This window comes from Amycolatopsis sp. TNS106, from assembly GCF_019330265.1.
Classification (GTDB): Bacteria; Actinomycetota; Actinomycetes; order Mycobacteriales; family Pseudonocardiaceae; genus Amycolatopsis; species Amycolatopsis lurida.
The window spans coordinates 948,862-963,789 of the sequence record NZ_CP024972.1 but is presented as its reverse complement, the minus strand read 5'-3'; the positions used below and the strand labels follow the sequence as shown (position 1 = coordinate 963,789).

At 71.3% G+C, this 14,928-nt stretch carries 11 protein-coding genes; 5 read left to right on the top strand and 6 right to left on the bottom strand.

Annotation, left to right across the window (positions count from 1 at the left end):
• Positions 1-227: 227 nt before the first annotated feature.
• Together CVV72_RS04460 and CVV72_RS04455 are read right to left on the bottom strand one after the other, a co-directional pair.
• Entirely contained in the window at positions 228-1,211 is a 984-nt protein-coding gene (locus CVV72_RS04460; RefSeq protein WP_219151161.1) for a TerC/Alx family metal homeostasis membrane protein, read from the bottom strand.
• Positions 1,212-1,370: 159 nt separating this feature from the next.
• Positions 1,371-2,174 (bottom strand): LLM class flavin-dependent oxidoreductase, encoded by an 804-nt coding sequence (locus CVV72_RS04455; protein ID WP_219151160.1) that lies wholly within the window; start codon positions 2,172-2,174, stop codon positions 1,371-1,373.
• A gap of 254 nt (positions 2,175-2,428) precedes the next feature.
• Between CVV72_RS04455 and CVV72_RS04450 the strand changes: the two genes are divergently transcribed.
• Positions 2,429-2,863: an SRPBCC domain-containing protein gene (locus CVV72_RS04450; RefSeq protein WP_219151159.1), complete on the top strand. Its 435-nt coding sequence runs from the start codon at positions 2,429-2,431 to the stop codon at positions 2,861-2,863.
• Here CVV72_RS04450 and CVV72_RS04445 read toward each other — a convergent pair.
• Genes CVV72_RS04445 through CVV72_RS04435 form a run of 3 tightly spaced genes read right to left on the bottom strand, consistent with a single transcriptional unit; the run spans position 2,860 to position 5,959 of the window.
• Entirely contained in the window at positions 2,860-4,086 is a 1,227-nt protein-coding gene (locus CVV72_RS04445; RefSeq protein WP_219151158.1) for a glycosyltransferase, read from the bottom strand. The genes CVV72_RS04450 and CVV72_RS04445 overlap by 4 nt on opposite strands.
• Positions 4,083-4,916 carry an SDR family oxidoreductase gene (locus CVV72_RS04440; protein WP_219151157.1) on the bottom strand — a complete coding sequence of 278 codons (834 nt, stop codon included), beginning with the start codon at positions 4,914-4,916 and terminating at the stop codon, positions 4,083-4,085. Before CVV72_RS04440 ends, CVV72_RS04445 begins: the two co-directional genes overlap by 4 nt.
• A complete protein-coding gene (locus CVV72_RS04435) occupies positions 4,913-5,959 on the bottom strand; it encodes an alpha/beta hydrolase family protein (RefSeq protein WP_219151156.1) in 1,047 nt (348 codons plus the stop codon). The genes CVV72_RS04440 and CVV72_RS04435 overlap by 4 nt, the downstream gene beginning before the upstream one ends.
• A 447-nt stretch (positions 5,960-6,406) precedes the next feature.
• Between CVV72_RS04435 and CVV72_RS04430 the strand changes: the two genes are divergently transcribed.
• The 4 genes from CVV72_RS04430 to CVV72_RS04415 are packed head-to-tail and all read left to right on the top strand — an operon-like array spanning position 6,407 to position 14,529.
• Complete coding sequence (locus CVV72_RS04430; protein WP_219151155.1) at positions 6,407-7,069, top strand: hypothetical protein; 663 nt, start codon at positions 6,407-6,409, stop codon at positions 7,067-7,069.
• A gap of 37 nt (positions 7,070-7,106) precedes the next feature.
• Entirely contained in the window at positions 7,107-8,849 is a 1,743-nt protein-coding gene (locus CVV72_RS04425) for a fatty acyl-AMP ligase (protein ID WP_219151154.1), read from the top strand.
• On the top strand, positions 8,846-13,042 hold the full coding sequence (locus tag CVV72_RS04420; protein ID WP_219151153.1) for a type I polyketide synthase: 4,197 nt from the start codon (positions 8,846-8,848) through the stop codon (positions 13,040-13,042). The genes CVV72_RS04425 and CVV72_RS04420 overlap by 4 nt, the downstream gene beginning before the upstream one ends.
• Positions 13,039-14,529, top strand: a complete 1,491-nt coding sequence (locus tag CVV72_RS04415; RefSeq protein ID WP_219151152.1) for an MFS transporter — start codon at positions 13,039-13,041, stop codon at positions 14,527-14,529. The genes CVV72_RS04420 and CVV72_RS04415 overlap by 4 nt, the downstream gene beginning before the upstream one ends.
• Here the strand turns inward: CVV72_RS04415 and CVV72_RS04410 are convergent.
• On the bottom strand, positions 14,504-14,923 hold the full coding sequence (locus CVV72_RS04410; RefSeq protein ID WP_219151151.1) for a VOC family protein: 420 nt from the start codon (positions 14,921-14,923) through the stop codon (positions 14,504-14,506). The genes CVV72_RS04415 and CVV72_RS04410 overlap by 26 nt on opposite strands.
• Between the last annotated feature and the right edge of the window lie 5 nt (positions 14,924-14,928).

The window sequence follows — 14,928 nt, the reverse complement described above, 5'->3', positions numbered from 1 at the left end:
CGGCGCGCGAACAGAAGACGGCTGTCTTCTCAACCGTCGCGAGCCTACCGGCAGTACTGGACCCGCCGCCGGTCCGGACACCCGGTCTGCCCGCTGTCACACGGTCAGGGTCCGCGCGGCGGCCGCGGTGGCCGCATCGCCGCGAAGACCAGAAGCAGCGCGGCGAGGAAGAGGGCGGCGACCGCCAGGTCGAGCAGGAAACCGACGACGAGTGTGGTGATCATCGCTCACTCCTGTGCCGTCCTGGCGGCTTCACGGCGGCGCGCGTACAGGCTGGTGAACGAAACCGTGACCAGGACGGCGACGATCACGCCCAGCGAGGCCGGGGTCGGGACCTGCGGTACCGACGGCCAGACCCCGTGGGCCCAGTGCAGGACCAGCTTCACCCCGATGAAGGCGAGGATGATCGCGAGGCCGTGGTTCAGGTGGACCAGTTTCGCGAGTGCCGAGTGGAGCACGAAGTACAAGGCGCGCAAGCCCATCAGCGCGAAGGCGTTGGTGGCGAACACGAGGTACGGGTCTTCGGTGATGCCGTAGACCGCGGGCACCGAATCGACCGCGAACACCACGTCGGTGGCGAACACCGCGACGACCACGACCGCCAGCGGGGTGAGCGCGCGGCGTCCGTGTTCACGCACGGTGAGCCGGGTGCCGCGATAGTCGTCGGTGACCGGCATCAGCCGTCGCAGCAACCGGACCGACCGCAGCTGCGAAAGATCCAGCTCGTCCTTGCCGCCGGACATGGCCTCCCGCAGGATCTTGATCGCCGAGACGAGCAGGATCACGCCGAACACGAGGAACGCCCAGGTGCCCGCCGACAGCATCGCCGCGCCGGCCGCGATGAACACGCCGCGAAGCACCAGCGCGCCCACGATCCCGTACAGCAGCACGCGTTGCTGTACGGCCGCGGGGACCGCGAAGGCGGCGAGCAGCAGCATGAAGACGAACAGGTTGTCGACCGACAGGGACTTCTCGACGACGAAACCCGTCATGAACTCGAGCGCCTGGCCGCCACCGAACTCGAGCCACAGCCAGAACCCGAACACGACCGGGAGCGCGAGGTAGAAGACCGACCAGCCGACGGCCTCCCGCATCGACACCTCGTGCGGACGGCGGGTCACCACGAAATCGGCGACGAGCAGCGCGAGCAGGACGGCGATGCTGATCGCCCACAACCCCGGCGATCCCACGGTTGCCACGGACTCGGGCATGAAGCCTCCTCGAACTCGAAGTTCGAGGTCTCCTTCACCCCTGCGGGGCGGTCTCCCGGGGACACCAGCGGAGCGTCCGTATTGACCGGGCAGACCTTTGGGAAGTACTCCCCTCGTCGGACCAGTATCGCACTTGGTAAAGAGTAGTTAAAGGGTGGGTCAAGCCGGGCCCTCCCGCAGCACACCGCGCACCGCGTCGACGGACAGGTCGTCCCACGGGAATTCGGCCATCCACCAGGTCGCGCCCGCCCGTTCATAGGGCGCGAGATCCGTACCCGCGGGGACACCGATGGCGAAGTCGTACGGCTTCCCGTCGTCCTCGCGCAGCGCGGTGATCTTCTCGACCGCCTCGGCGAACTCGTCCGCGTGCGGCAGGTTCACCGGGAAGAACCCGTCGTACCGCGCGGCCCTGCGCATCGGCTTCGTCTTCCCGGGGAAGCCCGCCAGCCACACGGGGATCGGCCTCGCCGGACGAGGCAGGAAGGTGACGTCGTCGACCGTGTAGTGCAAGCCGTGGTGCCGCACGGGCTCCCCCGACCAGGCGGCGGTGAGGATCTCGAGTGACTCGTCGAGCATCTCGCCGCGTTTGCGATCGTCCACTTCGTCGCCGGTCTTCGAGAACTCACCGCCGAAGCGGTCGCTGCCGAGCCCCGCGCCGAGGATCAGCCTTCCGCCGCTCAACTGGTCGAGGGTGGCCGTTTCGCGCGCCAGCTTGACCGGACGACGCCTGGCCAGCGGCGTGACCATCGGGCCGATGGCGAGGTTCTCGGTGGCGGATGCGACGGCGGCGAGAGTGATCCACGGATCGGCGATCGCCCGCACCGGCTCATGCCACCGGACGTGGTCCCACACGAACAGGCCGTGCCAGCCCGCTTCCTCGGCTTCGGCGGCGAGACGCGCGATGATCGCCGGATCGGCCAGTTCGTCGAAAATCGGCAGCCAGAGTGCCGAGCGCAGAGTCATGAGTGCGACCGTACTGACCGGCACCGACCCTCGCGGCGAGTTCCGGACGTGCGCCAAGCCGTAACTCGCGTGCTTCGAGCCGTAACTCGCGTGCTTGGAGGCATAACACACGGCACCACGCGAGTTACGCCTCCAAGCACGCGAGTTACGCCTCTGATCACGCGAGTCGCGCCTCATCACTTGACACGACCACTAGAGTTCAACCAGTACGTTGATTAACCTTGTGGTTGATTGCCCCTGCGGAAGAGACTTCGATGACCGACCTGACGATCACCCGCCTCCTCGACGCTCCCCGCGAGCTCGTCTTCCGGGTCTGGACCGACCCGGACCACCTCGCTCAGTGGTGGGGCCCGACCGGGTTCACGGCCACTTCCTGCACCGTCAATCTCACCGAGGGCGGCAAGTGGCGCATCTGCATGAGCGACGGCGAGACGGAATTCTGGGCGTCGGGCGTCTACCACGAGATCGTCCCGCCGGAGCGGCTCGTCTTCAGCTTCGCTTGGGAAGAGCCGGAAGGCTCCCGCGGGCACGACACCCTCGTCACGGTCACCCTCTCCGACCTCGACGGGAAAACCGAGATGTCGTTCCACCAAGCGATCTTCGAGACCGTGGCGGAACGCGACAGCCACAATGAAGGCTGGCAGTCCTGCTTCAGCCGCCTCACCGCGCACCTCGCGGAGCAACGCTAGCCGAGTTTCCGCAGGACCTCCCGCGCCCGCGCCACCCCGTCCTCCTCCCGCAGCCGTCCGGCGACGTACTGAGCGCCGCGGCGGAACAGCAGGTTGCCGGACAGTTCCAGCAGCCGCGCGGTCATCGACTCCGCGGTGAGATCCCGGAGCGGCAATGGTCGCGGCCCGGCACCGAGCCGGAACACCCGGTCTCCCCAGTAGGGCTGGTCGGAGAAGACCGGGCAGACCAGCGACGGGACACCCGCGCGCAACGCGGCCGCGGTCGTGCCCGCTCCTCCGTGGTGCACCACCGCCGCCGTGCGCGGGAACAGCCACGCGTGCGGGACGTCGCCGATCGTCAGCAGGTCATCGTCGTCGGACGCGGCGTCGGTACCGAGCAGGCCGCGCAGCCCCGCGCGGCGCAACGCCGTGCGGACCGCGGCGAAAATCCGCTCCGCCTCCGACGGCCGCATGCTGCCGAAACCGACGTACACCGGAGGCGGCCCGGACGCGAGGAAATCCCGCAGGCGCGCGTCCGGCCGCCAAGCGGCGGGCGCCTCGAGAAACCAGTACCCCGTGACGTGCACCCTCGCGGGCCAATCCTTCGGCCGCGGCACGACCGCGTCGGAAAAACCGCACAACACCGGGGTTTCCGAGCGCCGGGGCCCGCGGAGACCGGCCGCGGACAAGCCCAGCGACCGCTCGCGCCACCGGTCCACCTCCGGCCTCAGCACCTGCCACGCGACGGTGTCGACAGCGTGGAAACTCAGCCGCCTGCCACACGGCCCGGTCTTGCCGGCCCAAGGCACCAGTGGATGCGCGAACGCCCTCGTCGGCACGCTGGGCTGGTAGTGCAGTTCGACGTCGGGGACGCCGAGCGAGGCACCCAGGTGGGCGCCGAGGAATCCGAGCGTCGGGGCGAGAACGAGATCGGCCCCGGCCGCTCCCTCGCGGACATCGGCGAGCAGACGTTCCATCACCGGAGCCAGCGCACCGCGCAGCCCGCGCAGGAAAGCCGCGGGCGTGCGTCCCTCTGTCCATTCGCGTCCCCCGTCCGAACCGAGGATCTCGCTCGGGTCGGCGGAGAGCGGTGCGAAGTCCAGGCCGTGCCCGGTCACCAGGGTGCGGAACCGCTCGGCCGCCAGCACCCGCACCCGGTCGCCGTCGAGACCACGCCCCAAGGCGATGCACGGCTGGACGTCTCCGCGGGAACCCGGAGCGACGATCACGACGAGCCGGGTCATCGCTTCGCCGCCGTCAACCGATAGCGGAGGCGGAACGGCAGCTTCGCCAGCACCGCCGCGATCTGCGCGTCCCTGCCGACCAAATACCGCGGCGCGACCCGCCGGGCGGTCAGCGCGTGGACGACGACCCGCGCCGCCCGCTCGGGCGGCACACCGTTCCGCGCGGACCGCTCCGCACTGCGTTCGGCCTCGTCCAGTTGCGCCGCATACCTTTCCCGCGCGGCTTCCGGCAGGGCGGCACGCACTTCTTCGGCGGCGGCGCGGGCGCGAGGCCAGATCGCCGTGGCGACGGCCCCGGGCTCGACGAGGACGACGCCGATCCCGGACGGGGCCAGTTCGGCGCGCAGGCTGTCGGTCAAACCGACCAGGGCGAACTTCGACGTGTGATACGGCCCGACCATCGGCCCGGCGATCCGCCCGCCCATCGACCCGACCGTCACCACCCTGGCGGCGGACGCGGCGCGCAGCGCGGGCAGCATCGCCTGCGTGACGGCCAGCTGACCGGTGACGTTGACCTCCAGCTGCTGCCGGAAGTCTTCGAGCGGGACGTGTTCCAGCGGTCCCGGCCTTGCCATCCCCGCGTTGTTCACCAGACCGCGGAGCGGACCCGCCGCCGCGACCTTCTCACCGCACGCCGCGATCGACTCCGGATCGCGGAGATCCATCCGCAGTACGGTGACGGCCTCGCCGTGCACACGGGCGAGTTCCGTTTCGTCCGTGTCGGTCCGCACACTGGCCCAGACGTGGGCGCCCCGCCGGACGAGTTCGGTCACACACGCCCGGCCGATCCCGCTCGACGCTCCGGTGACCACAAAGGACGGACGGGTCACGACGCCTCCCCCGCCTTCACCGGCGCGGAAAGCGCCCGCAGCATCCTCGGCCAGGTCTTGTGCAGCTGGTCCTGCCAGTACGCCCAGTGGTGCGTGCCCGGCCCGTAGAAGTCCGTCATGACCGGGACGCCGAGCCGGTTCAGCCGGTCCGCCATCGCGGTGGTCTGGCCGGAGCACAGGAATTCGAGCAGCATCGCGCCGGGCAGCACGTCGATCGGGAGTTTCCCGTCGAACGGCCCCGGCAGGCCGTTGCCCGTGGACAGGTACAGCTCGGTGCCGCGAAGGCGGTCGGCGTTCACCAGCGGATCGTGCGCGTCCCAGCGGGACGACTCGCGTCGCCGGTCGCCCCAGAGCGCTTCGGGATCCTGCCGGGCCGAGGCGACGATCGCGCTGGTCAGCAGCTCGCCGTACGGGCCGGTGGGATTGAGATTGCCACTGAACGACCCGGCGAAGCGAAACACCCCCGGCCGCCGGGCGGCCAGTTCCACCGCGCCGTATCCGCCGAGCGAGAGCCCCGCCGCGACCCGTCGCCCGTCCCCGCGATAGCCGCGGTCGATCAGCTGCGGGATCTCGACCGCGGTGAACGTCTCCCACTGATTGAGCACCACGTCCTTGCCGTAATTCCACCAGTCGGAAAAGAACCCGGCGGAACCGGAGCCCGGCATCACCACCAGCGCGCCGGCGTCGTCGGCGAGTTTCCGGATGTCGGTATTGGCGGTCCAGCCGCGGTAGTCCTGCAGGCGGGTCTCCCCGGCGAGCAGATACACCGCCGGCCACTTCCGCTCCGGTTCGGCTTCCCACCGCGACGGCAGGATCAGCCGGACCATCGCGTAGCTCCCGACGCCGACCGAGCGCACGGTGAGATCCAGCATCCGCGGGTCACCGTCCACAGTGGTCTGGGCGACGACGTGCGAGCCGTCGTCGGCACGGGCGTCCGGGATCCCGCTCTCGGCCCGCGCCGGTGCCGCGGTGACGCTCGGCAGCAAGCACGCCGCGACCGCCAGCGACGCGACGGCCCGCAGCCGCCTCGAAGTAGTGCGCATACGTAATCCTTTGTCCCGGTCGTTCGATCGAATTCGAAAATGTGACGGCGATTACCCGAGAAAGAAATCGAAGGTGGCGACACGTTAAGCGGACGGACCCCTTCCAGGCAATTGTCCTGCCCACAATCCGGGAGGACAATGTGAATGCCAGGGAAACAAGAAATGCCCGCACATCCCCCATCAGGGTGACCCGTCGCTCACGGACAGTGAAGAACTGTGGCACGGGAGTACCAGACCGGGCTCGCATACCAGCGAGAATCCCGAAATCCGCAGGTCACACCCTGTACACGAAGGACATTTACGTTCTCTTGACACCTACCGGTATTCGATTTCCCGTCGTAGCCTTCGACGTGCCGCCCGGGTTCGGCGTCCCCTCACGCGACCCGGCGCCCCCGTGTCCCACCGAAGGGACCAGACCCCATCAGGACCCTTCCGAAAGGGCTATTCATGGCTGCCCGAATTCGCGCGCTCGTCTTGTCGGCCGTCGCCTTGGCGACCATTTCCGGCGCATCCGGAGAATCGATTCAGGCGGCGCCGGCTCCGCCTTCCCCCACCGTTCCGCCCGCCGCCCTGCTGCCGCCGGAAACCGTCCCGGGCGCTTCCGCGCGTGACGGTTTCGACGTGGCCTCGGCACTGTCCACCTCGGACCGCGGGCGGAGCGGCAGGGTCGACGTCGGAGGATGCGAGGACGTCGTTCACGGCAGGCTGATCGGCGCCGGCGCCACCGGTCAGGGCTTCCAGTCCGCCGTACCCGGTGGCCAGGTCTCCGAACTCGTCGCGCGTACGACGAACCCACCCGATCTGGCGGCATGGGCCGGTCAGGCCGGGCGGTGCTCGAAGGTGACGGTCGACGACGCGGCCGGTACCGCGGTGTCGACCGTCACCGTCCACCCCGCTCCCGCCGTTCCCGGGGCGAAAACCCTTTCCTACCAACAACTCCTGACGCTACCCGGACAGCCCCCCGAGCTGCCGGGACTGCGTCTGCGCACCGTCGCCATCGCCGCCGACGACGTATTGGTCGTGCTTCGTGACGCCGGAACGACCGGCCTCGATCTCGACGCCCTCGCGGTCGACGCCTGGCGGCACGCCGCCGGTCCGCTCGGCCGCTGATTCCCGCACCACCCCCGCCGAACCCCGAGGAGACGCCATGTCCCTGGCCCCCGAAAACCTGCCCGCCACGGCCGGCCCCACCCTCCCCGCCTGCCTCCGGCATTGGGCGGACACCGACGGCGACCGGCCCGCGCTGACCTTCGCCGACTTCGCGACCGACCGCGCCGGACGCCGGAAGACGTTGAGCTGGAAGCAGCTCCAAGAGCGCGTCGACGCCGTCGCGGCGGCCTTGCCCGTCGGGCCCGGTGACCGGGTGGCGGTGCTGTGCCCGCAGAGCGCCGAGTACGTCGTCGCCTTCCTCGGCGCGATCGCCGCGGGCGCGATAGCCGTGCCGCTGTTCGACCCCGGGCTGCCCGGGCACGCCGGACGGCTCGCCGCGGTGCTGACCGACTGCTCCCCCACCGCGGTGGTCACCACGTCCGCGTCCGTGGACGCGGTCCGCGAGTTCCTGGTGGGCCTTCCCAGCGGCGAAGACGTCGCCGTCGTCGCGGCCGACAAGCCTGCCCCTGGGCCCGGCCGCGCCTGGCCCGCCCCGGCCCCGGCGCCGGACGACGTGGCGTACCTGCAGTACACGTCCGGTTCGACCCGCAGTCCGGCGGGAGTGGTGCTGACCCACGCGAACGTGCTCGCCAACGTCAGCCAGGCGGTGCGCGGACTCGGGATCGACCCGGCCGGGACCACGGTGTCGTGGCTGCCGCTGTTCCACGACATGGGTCTCGTCCTCGGCCTGATCACGCCGCTGGCCATGGGCATGCGGTCGGTGCTGATGGACCCGCTGGCCTTCATCGAGCGCCCGGTGCGCTGGCTGGAGTTGCTCGGCGACCACAACGCGAGCTGGAGCGCCGCCCCGAACTTCGCGTTCCACTACGCCGCGAGCCGGGTGCGCGAGGAGGACCGCGCCAAGCTCCGCCTCGACCGCGTCGCCGCGATCGTCAACGGCGCCGAGCCGATCAACCCCGGAGTGCTCGACCGGTTCCATGACACCTTCGCCGGATCCGGGTACACCCCGGACAAGACGCGGCCCGCGTACGGGCTGGCCGAGGCGACCGTCTTCGTCACCACCGGCCCCGGCGTCCCCCCGCGGATCACCACGTTCGACCGCGTCGCGCTGGGCGCGGGAACGGCACGGCAGGCGGACGACGGGCTCCGGCTCGTCGCCTGCGGTGTCCCGGTGGGCCAGCACGTCGCGCTGGTCGACCCGGAAACCGGCGTCGCGCTCGAAGACGGCGCGGTCGGCGAGATCTGGGTCCACGGCCCCAACGTCGGCACCGGCTACTGGCAGAAACCGTTGGAGAGCACCGAAACCTTCGGCGCCCGGTTGACCGGCGACCACGGGGATCTGCCGGTGGGTCCTTGGCTGCGCACCGGCGACCTCGGCGTCCGCCACGAAGGCGAGGTCTACATCGCGGGACGGATCAAGGATCTGCTCATCGTCGACGGCCGCAACCACTACCCGCAGGACGTCGAAGCGACCGCGGCCTCGGCCGACCGCGACATCCGCCCCGGCAGTGTCGCCGCGTTCGCCATCGAGGGCACCGACACCGAAGCCGCGGTGGTCGTCGCCGAGCACCGCGGCCACAGCGCGCTGAACACGGAGGACGAACGCGCCCTCGCCGTGTCGATCCGGCGGCTGGTTTCCGACGCGCACGGCCTCGCCCTGCGTGACGTCGTGCTCGTCCCGGCGGGACTGGTCCCGCGGACCTCCAGCGGCAAGATCGCGCGGAGTGCCTGCCGCGACCGCTACCTCGCCGGCGATTACGGAAAGGCCTTGGTGCGATGAGAAACCCGACGTTCGACACCCCGGCACTGCGCCGCTGGCTGCTCGACACCGTCGCCGGGCACACCGGCGTCGACGTGGCCCGGCTCGAAGCCGACCGCCCGCTCAGCGACTACGGCCTGTCCTCCCGCCAGGCCGTCGGCATCGCCGCCGACCTCGAAGAACTGCTCGGCACCCCGCTTCCGGCCACGCTGCTGTGGGAAAGCCCGACCATCGATCACCTGGCCCGCTCGCTCACCGGCGGCACGGACCCCGAACCGGAGCAGACGGGCACCGACCGCCGCCGGACCGACCCGATCGCCGTCGTGGGCCTCGGCTGCCGCTGGCCGGGCGCGGACGGCATCGACGAGTTCTGGGATCTGCTGCGCAGCGGACGAGACGCCGTCCGGACCGCGCCACCCGGCCGCTGGGACGCCGACGCGGCCCCGATCGTCGGCGGTTTCCTCGACGACGTGGCCGGTTTCGACGCCGACCACTTCGGCATCACCCCGCGCGAGGCGTCCACGATGGACCCGCAACAGCGGATGCTGCTGGAGGTCGCCTGGGCCGCGCTCGAACACGCCGGGATCGCCCCGGCCTCCCTGCGCGGAAGCCGGACCGGCGTGTTCACCGGGATCTCGACCCACGACTACGGGCATCTCACGATGTCGCGCGGTGGTGTCGATCTCTGGACCGCCACCGGTGCGGCCGGGAGCATCGCGGCCAACCGGCTCTCCTACGTCTACGACCTCCGCGGTCCGAGCATGGCGGTGGACACCGCCTGCTCCTCGTCGCTGGTCGCGGTGCACCACGCGGTACGCGCGCTGCGCGACGGCGAGGCGGATCTGGCCTTGGCCGGCGGGGTGAACCTCATGCTGCTGCCCGGTCCGACCGCCGCGTTCGCCGCCGCCGGCCTGCTGGCCGGGGACGGGCGGTGCAAGACGTTCGCCGCGGAGGCCGACGGTATCGCGCGTGCCGAAGGCTGCGGCGTCGTCGTGCTCAAGCGGCTGGCGGACGCCGAGTACGACGGCGACCGGGTGCTGGCGGTGATCCGCTCCACCGCCGTCAATTCCGACGGCCGGTCACAGGGCATGGCGGCCCCGAATCCGATCGCCCAGCAGGACATGCTGCGCACGGCGTACCACGGCGCCCGGCTGGATCCGTCCACTGTGGACTACGTCGAGGCGCACGGCACCGGCACGTTGCTCGGCGACCCGATCGAGGCCCGCTCGCTCGGCGCCGTGCTCGGCAAGGACCGCCCGGCCGACGCCCCGCTGCTGATCGGCTCGGTGAAGACGAACATCGCGCACGCGGAGGCGGCCGCGGGGATCGCCGGGCTGATCAAGGTCGTCCTCGCGATGACCAGGGACGAACTGCCACCACAGCTGCACTTCACCGCTCCCAACCCGCACATCCCGTTCGACGACCTCCGCCTGAAGGTGGTCACCGAGCCGACGCCGTGGCCACGCCACTCCGGCCGCGCCACGGCGGGAGTGTCGGCGTTCGGCTTCGGCGGCACCAACGCGCACGTCGTGCTCGAACAGGCGCCGGCGCTGGAACCGGCGCCGGATCGCGCCGACGTCCGGATCGGGCTGCTGTCCGCCCGCACCCGCGACCGCCTCACCGAACGGGCGACGCAGCTGGCGGACTGGCTGGACTCCACGTCGTCGCTTTCCCTCGCCGACGTCACCCACACTCTGTCCCGGCGTGACAACGGCGGACCGCACCGTGCCGCCGTCGTGGCGGGCGACACCGCCGAACTGGCGGCCCTGCTGCGCGCCGTCGGTTCCGGCGCCGATCCGCTGCCCGCGGGCGCCGTCACCGGCACCGCCGGGAGCACCGACGGCCCGGTCTTCGTGTTCTCCGGTCACGGCTCACAGTGGCCGGGTATGGGACAGGGGCTGCTGCGCGCCGAACCCGCGTTCGCCGCGCAGGTCGACAAGCTGCACGACCTGTTCACCGAGCACACCGGCCGCTCGCTGCGCGCACTCCTCACCAGCACGGATCCCCTGTCCCTGCCCGAAACCCAGACGGCCATCTTCGGGACACAGGTCGCGCTGGCCGCCCAGTGGGAAGCGCTCGGGGTCCGGCCCTCGGCCGTCGTCGGGCACTCGCTCGGCTCCGCGGCCGCCGCCGTGGTGAGCGGCGTGCTCACCCCCGACGAGGCCGTCCATCTGGTCGCGACCCGCGCCCGGCTCCTGGGCACGCTCGGCCCTGGTGGCGCGATGGCGGCGGTCGAATTGGCGCCCGAGGAGCTGGAGCTGTATCCCGACATCGAACTCGCCGTCGAATCCGCGCCGGGGCAGCTGACCGTGGCCGGGGACGCGACCGTGCTCGACCTGCTCGTCGCGGAACTCGAAGCCGCCGGCCTGACCGCGCGACGGCTGCCGGTCGAGGTCGCCGGGCATTCCGCCCGCGTCGACCCGGTGTTGCCCGCGCTCCGGGAGGCGCTCGTCGAACTGGGCGGCCGCCGCCCGACGGTGCCTTGGTACGACACCGTTCTGGCCGATCCGCGGGAACTGCCGGACTTCGACAACGGGTACTGGGCCGCGCATCTGCGCCGTCCGGTGCGGTTCCGCCAGGCCGTGGCGGCCGCCGCCGCGGACGGGCACCGCGTCTTCCTCGAGGTGTCGCCGCATCCGATCCTGCGGGGCTCGGTGGCGAGGACGCTCGAAGCCGAGGGCGTCCACGACGCCCTCGTCACCGGAACCCTGCGCCGAGGCCAGGACGAGGTCCGCACGCTGGGCGCCGCCGCGGCCGAGTTGTACTGCGCGGGCACCCGGATCACGACAGCCGATCCCGACGACGGTGCCCGGCTGGTCGACGTCCCGCCGATGCCGTGGCGGCACGAACGTCACTGGTACAGCACCACCGAAGAACCGCCGTCGTTCGCGGCACGCGCGCCGGAGCCCGAACCGGTGCGGACCGCCGGAGGCGACCGGCTGACGGAGATCGTCGCCGCCGTCATGGGGCTGCGTCCCGATCGCCTCGACGCCGACGTCCCGCTGGTGGAACTCGGGCTCGATTCCCTGATGGCGAACCGGATCAAGGAAAGCGTCCGCCGGGAGTTCGGTACGGAACCCGACGCGGTCAGCGTGCTCCGCGGCGCCACCCTCGCCGATCTCAGCCGCGATCTCGCACCCCGGGAGAACGAAGAACCGCTACCGTCCCGGGGCCGGGCCTGGGACGCGGCGGATCGCCTCGTCCTGCGGCTGTGGCAGGAGCACACCGGGACCGAGGCGACCGGCACGCAGGTTCGGCTGACCGAGACCGGCACCCCCGACCGGCTGGCCGAACTGCTCGCCGAAGGGCTCAGCACCGAACTCGACACGCCGGTCACCGCCGCCGAACTCCGGCGGCACGACTCACTCGCCGCCATCGCCGACGTCGCCCGCGCCGTCCTCGACACGCGGGAGGAGCGGGGTCCGGTGCACGTTCTCGCTCCCGGTGAAGCGGGAGTCGCGCCTTTGCTGCTGTTCCATCCCGGCGGCAGCACCTGCACCGTGTACCGGCCGCTGCTGGACCGGCTGCCCACCTCGGTGCCGTGTGTCGGATTCGAACGCGTTCCCGGCGTCAGCATCGAGGACCGTGTCGAGCGGTTGCTGCCGCTGGTACGGGAACAGCGTCGCGGCCGGCCGTACCGGCTGGCGGGCTGGTCGTTCGGCGGGGCGCTGGCCTACGGCGTCGCCGCGCGGCTCGCCGAAGAAGGGGAAGAGGTCGAGTTCGTCGCGCTGATCGACACCATGCTCCCACTCCCGGAGCCGGACCTCGACCCGAGGGCGTCGTCCGCCCGGCGGTTCCTGCGGTTCACCGGCTATGTCGAGGGCACCTACGGCCGCGAAGTGCGACTCGGCCACGAGGAGCTGGCTCCGCTGCCCGAAGAGCAGCAGATCGAGCTCACCATGCGGCGCGTCGCCGAGGCCGGCTTGCTCAGCCCCGGCGTGCTCCGGCACCAGCGTCAGTCCTTTTTGGACACGCTGGCGGCCGAACGCGGTACGCCCCGCCGTTACGACGGACGGGTCGTGCTCTACCGGGCGACCGAACAGTACGCGGCCGGGCTGGCGATGGAACCCCGGTACTCGCGCACGGATCTGGCGGCGGGCTGGGCGGAGCTGTGCCCGGGACTGGAGATCGTGCCGGTCGAGGCGCATCACCTGTCGGTGGTCGACCCGCCCTGCGTCGATGTCGTGGCGAGGCATCTGACGGGACTCCTGTGACCACGGCCCGGGCCGAGCGAGCGGTCGACCGCGCCTGGCCGCTGCTGGCGGTACTCGGCGCCGGGCTCTTCCTCGTGGCGGTCGACGCGACCGTGCTGCACGTCGCGTTGCCCGACCTCGTCCGGCAGTTGCGGCCCGGCGCGTCGGCTCAGGTGTGGATCGTGGCGATCTACCCGCTGACCGCCGCGCCGCTCCTGCTGCCGTTCGGCACCCTCGGTGACCGGTACGGGCGGCGTCGCGTGCTGGTCGCCGGGTACGTCGTGTTCGGGATCGCGTCGCTCGGCTGCGCGTTCGCGCCGAACGTCCCGGTACTGCTGGCGTTCCGCGCGTTGCTCGGCTGTGGCGGCGCGATGATCATGCCGGTGACGATGTCGCTGCTCCGCGAACTGTTCCCGGAGCAGCGGCATCGCCGCACGGCGATCGCGGTGTGCAGCGGTATCGCGGGCACCGGGTCGGTGTTCGGGCCGATCCTCGGCGGAGTGCTCGTCGAGGCGTGGGGCTGGCGGGCGACGTTCCTGCTGAATCCGCCGGTGATCCTGGCCGCGGTCGTGCTGGCGCTGCGCTGGCTCCCCCGGAATCCACCGGGCCGGGGCTCCTGGGACGCGCTCGGCGCCGCCCTCGCCGCGGGCGGTGTCCTCGGGATCGCGTTCGCCGTCGGGCATCCGGGCGCGTGGCCCACCGCCGTCGCCTCCGGCGTCACCGGCTGTGTCCTCATCGGACTGTTCCTGCGCCGCCAGCGCCGGACCGATCCGCCCTTGCTGGACCTCACCCTCTTCCGGCGGCCGGGCGTGCGGGCCGCGGTGGGCGGGGTGCTGCTGGTGATGAGCACGCTCGTCGGGCTGGGCCTGCTGTTCGCCCAGTATCTGCAGGTGGTGCTCGGGCTTTCGCCCACCGCGGCGGCGGGCCGGTTGCTCCTGGTGCTGGGCGCTTCGGCGGTCGGCAGTGTCGTGACCCCGTCGCTGCTGGGACGCTTCGGCAACGCCCGGGTCCGCACGGCCGGGTTCATCGTGGCGGCGGTGTCGTTGCTGGTCCCGGCGGCGGGGCCGGCCGCGCTGACGTCGCCGGTACTGCTGGGCGCCGGGCTGACCGGGCTGGGCCTGGGGATGGCGCTCGCGCTCACGTCGAGCACCGACACCCTGCTCTCGGCGACCTCGGCGGACCAGGCGGGCGGCGCCGCCGCGGTCGAGAAGACGGGCTACGAACTAGGCGCCGGTTTCGGGACGACGGTGTTCGGTTCCCTGGCCGCCGCGGTGTACGCGGGACACTTGGCCGTCCCGTCCGGCGTGCCGGAACCGGCACGGTTGCTCGCGCTGTCGGGACCGGCTCAGGCAGAGACAGCCGCGTCGGGCCTCTCCTCGCAATTAGCCGACGAATTGCTCGATGCCGCGAAGGCCGCCTGCACCACAGGACTGCAACTGTCGGCGGCTGTCGCTTGTGGACTGTTCGTGGTGGCCGTCGCCGTCAGCGCGGGCGCGCCTCGTCGGTGAACTGCCCGGCGAACTCGCCGGTCGGCGGGATCTCCTGGATCACGTCGATCAGCACGCCGTTGGGGTCGGCGACGATGAAGTGCCGCTGCCCGAACTCCTCGCTGCGCAGGGAAAGCGCCTCGGGAAGGCCTGCCTCCACGACCAGCCGCCGGTGCTCGGTGTCCACGTCTTCGACCTCGAAGTTCAGCAACAGTCCCTGCACGGGTTCGCCCGCTCCGGCGGGAATGGTGTCGTGCCCGGGAGCGAGGATCGCCAGCTCCCATGCGCCGCGTTTGAGGCTGACGTACCAGTCGGCTTCGAACGTGGGCTCGAAGCCGAAGTGGCGGCAGTAGAAGTCCCGTGTCTCGGCGATCTTCTCGGTCATGAGAACGGGGTAGAAGCTGGTCAGACGCATGAGGC

Excerpts from the sequence above, each read along its gene's own strand:
- CVV72_RS04460 (WP_219151161.1), bottom strand. The coding sequence starts at position 1,211 with ATGCCCGAGTCCGTGGCAACCGTGGGATCGCCGGGGTTGTGGGCGATC.
- CVV72_RS04455 (WP_219151160.1), bottom strand. The coding sequence starts at position 2,174 with ATGACTCTGCGCTCGGCACTCTGGCTGCCGATTTTCGACGAACTGGCC.
- CVV72_RS04450 (WP_219151159.1), top strand. The coding sequence starts at position 2,429 with ATGACCGACCTGACGATCACCCGCCTCCTCGACGCTCCCCGCGAGCTC.
- CVV72_RS04445 (WP_219151158.1), bottom strand. The coding sequence starts at position 4,086 with ATGACCCGGCTCGTCGTGATCGTCGCTCCGGGTTCCCGCGGAGACGTC.
- CVV72_RS04435 (WP_219151156.1), bottom strand. The coding sequence starts at position 5,959 with ATGCGCACTACTTCGAGGCGGCTGCGGGCCGTCGCGTCGCTGGCGGTC.
- CVV72_RS04430 (WP_219151155.1), top strand. The coding sequence starts at position 6,407 with ATGGCTGCCCGAATTCGCGCGCTCGTCTTGTCGGCCGTCGCCTTGGCG.
- CVV72_RS04425 (WP_219151154.1), top strand. The coding sequence starts at position 7,107 with ATGTCCCTGGCCCCCGAAAACCTGCCCGCCACGGCCGGCCCCACCCTC.
- CVV72_RS04420 (WP_219151153.1), top strand. The coding sequence starts at position 8,846 with ATGAGAAACCCGACGTTCGACACCCCGGCACTGCGCCGCTGGCTGCTC.
- CVV72_RS04410 (WP_219151151.1), bottom strand. The coding sequence starts at position 14,923 with ATGCGTCTGACCAGCTTCTACCCCGTTCTCATGACCGAGAAGATCGCC.